Below are 2,214 nucleotides of genomic sequence, written 5' to 3'. Positions count from 1 at the left end.
TTGGAACGTATTTTGTTTAATCTTTCACATTCCAAATTATATAGTATCATGGCTTTTATTGTAAAACAATAGAAGCTATGCATTCATTTTTTCCAAGGTTCTACAACATGTATCGTTTTATTTGTTGCATCCAACTTTACTTGAATACCGATAGGCATGGTAATCATGGGATGTGTATGACAACAATCGAAGTCAGCTAGAAAAGGAATTCTTTGATTTTGAAGTACTTCTAATAGTATTTCAAAAGGTTTTCGATTTGTACCACAATCATCAAATTGCTCATGTTTTCCAAGAATGATACCTGAAATTTTATCGAATACACCGTTAATTTTAAGTAATGAAAAGCTTCTTTCAATAGTAGCTGCATCTTTTGAACTGTCCTCAATAAAGAGAATGTCGCCTTCTTGAATATGTGGCATATAGGGGCTACCCAAAATTCCTTGTATCGTGTTTAAATTCCCGCCAATAATACGCCCAGTAGCTTTTCCATCAATTACTGAAATCCAATCGTTTGGTCGAAGTTCTTTCTCCTTCGTCTTTTCTTCCCAATTAATAAATTCATCTGACCAAAATAATGGTTGTTTTATATGATAAGGAAGAGAATGATCATGTAGTAAAGTTTCAGCAAAATATTTGTATGTGCAATCAACAAAAGGTTCAAATTCGCCAAAGGAAGGGACGAGAGCTGGTCCATAAAATGTAGGGATTCCTGTTTTGGCGTAAATTCCTAGTAATAAAGCAGTTGCATCTGAATACCCAATCATTATTTTAGGGTTCTTTAGAAAAGCATCATAATCAATATAAGGTAATATTGAATTTGAATTCATCCCACCAATTGTTGACATAATACAAGAAACATTAGGATTTCTTATCAAGACATTTAGTTCCTCAGCACGCTCTTGTATACTACCAGAACGATAAAAATCATATCGACCTGTTAATGAACCTTCTAATATATGAAACCCTTTCTGTTGTAAGTAAGATTTTGCTCGTTCAAATCTTTTTGGAGAAGTGTAGGTTACTGGTGAAGAAGGGGAGTAGATCCCAATTGTGTCTCCGTATTTTAATGATTTTGGAAGTAGCATTTGTATGAATCCCTTCTATTAAATAGTTTATCTCGCTATTTGACGGGTAGCCCGATTGGGGGGCTGATTAAAGTTTCGCTTTATTTACGAGAATTTATTATTGAATATTCTTACGTTTCAATATTGTAAGTTTAACATAAATAAATTAAAATAATCATTGCTGTACTATGAATAAATATACCTTTTACCTTGACTATATAAAGGAATTGTTGTTAAGGTTAAATGTGAGTGTATAAAAGGTTTGCTAAAGGAGTTTTGAAATGAATCGGTTAAAATGGGGAAGGATGACAGTCCTATTAGTTATTATTTTAGGGATATGTTGGTTCTTATTCCAAGGAAATCAAAAGAGCATAGCGAATGTAGAGGGACAACCTTTGCAAGTGGCAGAACTACCTAAAGCAGGATTTACTGAAAAAGTAGTCCCGCCAAAGTACATCCCACCAGAAATTAACGCAAAAGCAGCTATGATTATCGATGCGAGTGATGGAGATATTATTTATCAATATAATGAAAATGAAGCTTTTGCACCGGCTAGTATGTCTAAGATGATGACAGCGTATCTCTTACTAGAGAGTATACATAACGGGAAAGTTCGCTGGGAAGATCCAGTAAAAATGAGTGCGAAGGCGGCACAAACAGAAGGAGCGAGAATCCCAGTACAAGTTAATGACACATTAACTGTTAAAGATTTATATCATGCATTAATGATTGAGTCAGCTAATAATTCGGCTGTGGCTTTAGCAGAACATATGGCAAAATCGGAGAAAGATTTCGTTCAGCTTATGGATGCAAAAGCGAAACAGTTAAAAATGTCGGAACATGCTAAATTTGAAAATGCTTCTGGATTACAAGAGCCAGATGGAAGTGAAACAAAAATGACGGCTGGTGATGTAGCACAATTGGCGTATCATCTTATAAAAGATTATCCGGAAATATTAGAAGTGACTCACTTACGTCAAAGTCAGCTAGCATTTAATAATATTAATGTTATAAGCACAAACGACATGTTAAACAAAAATAATAAAAGTTTATATATAGAAGGAATGGACGGACTAAAGACTGGATTTACAGATAGTGCAGGATACTGTTTTACTGGGACTGCAAAGCAAGGTGATAATCGAATTATTAC

The 2,214-nt window shown here is 34.3% G+C and carries 2 protein-coding genes; one reads left to right on the top strand and one right to left on the bottom strand.

The window, feature by feature from the left end:
• Window positions 1-83: 83 nt before the first annotated feature.
• Window positions 84-1,085, bottom strand: coding sequence for a S66 family peptidase (locus ABWK52_RS26280; protein WP_000926325.1), 1,002 nt, complete (start codon window positions 1,083-1,085; stop codon window positions 84-86).
• A gap of 260 nt (window positions 1,086-1,345) precedes the next feature.
• Between ABWK52_RS26280 and ABWK52_RS26275 the strand changes: the two genes are divergently transcribed.
• A partial coding sequence (locus tag ABWK52_RS26275; RefSeq protein ID WP_353772241.1) for a D-alanyl-D-alanine carboxypeptidase family protein occupies window positions 1,346-2,214 on the top strand: 869 nt, incomplete at its 3' end.

Source organism: Bacillus sp. AP50, from assembly GCF_040492675.1.
Classification (GTDB): Bacteria; Bacillota; Bacilli; order Bacillales; family Bacillaceae_G; genus Bacillus_A; species Bacillus_A cereus.
This window is presented reverse-complemented; position numbering and strand designations above follow the sequence as displayed.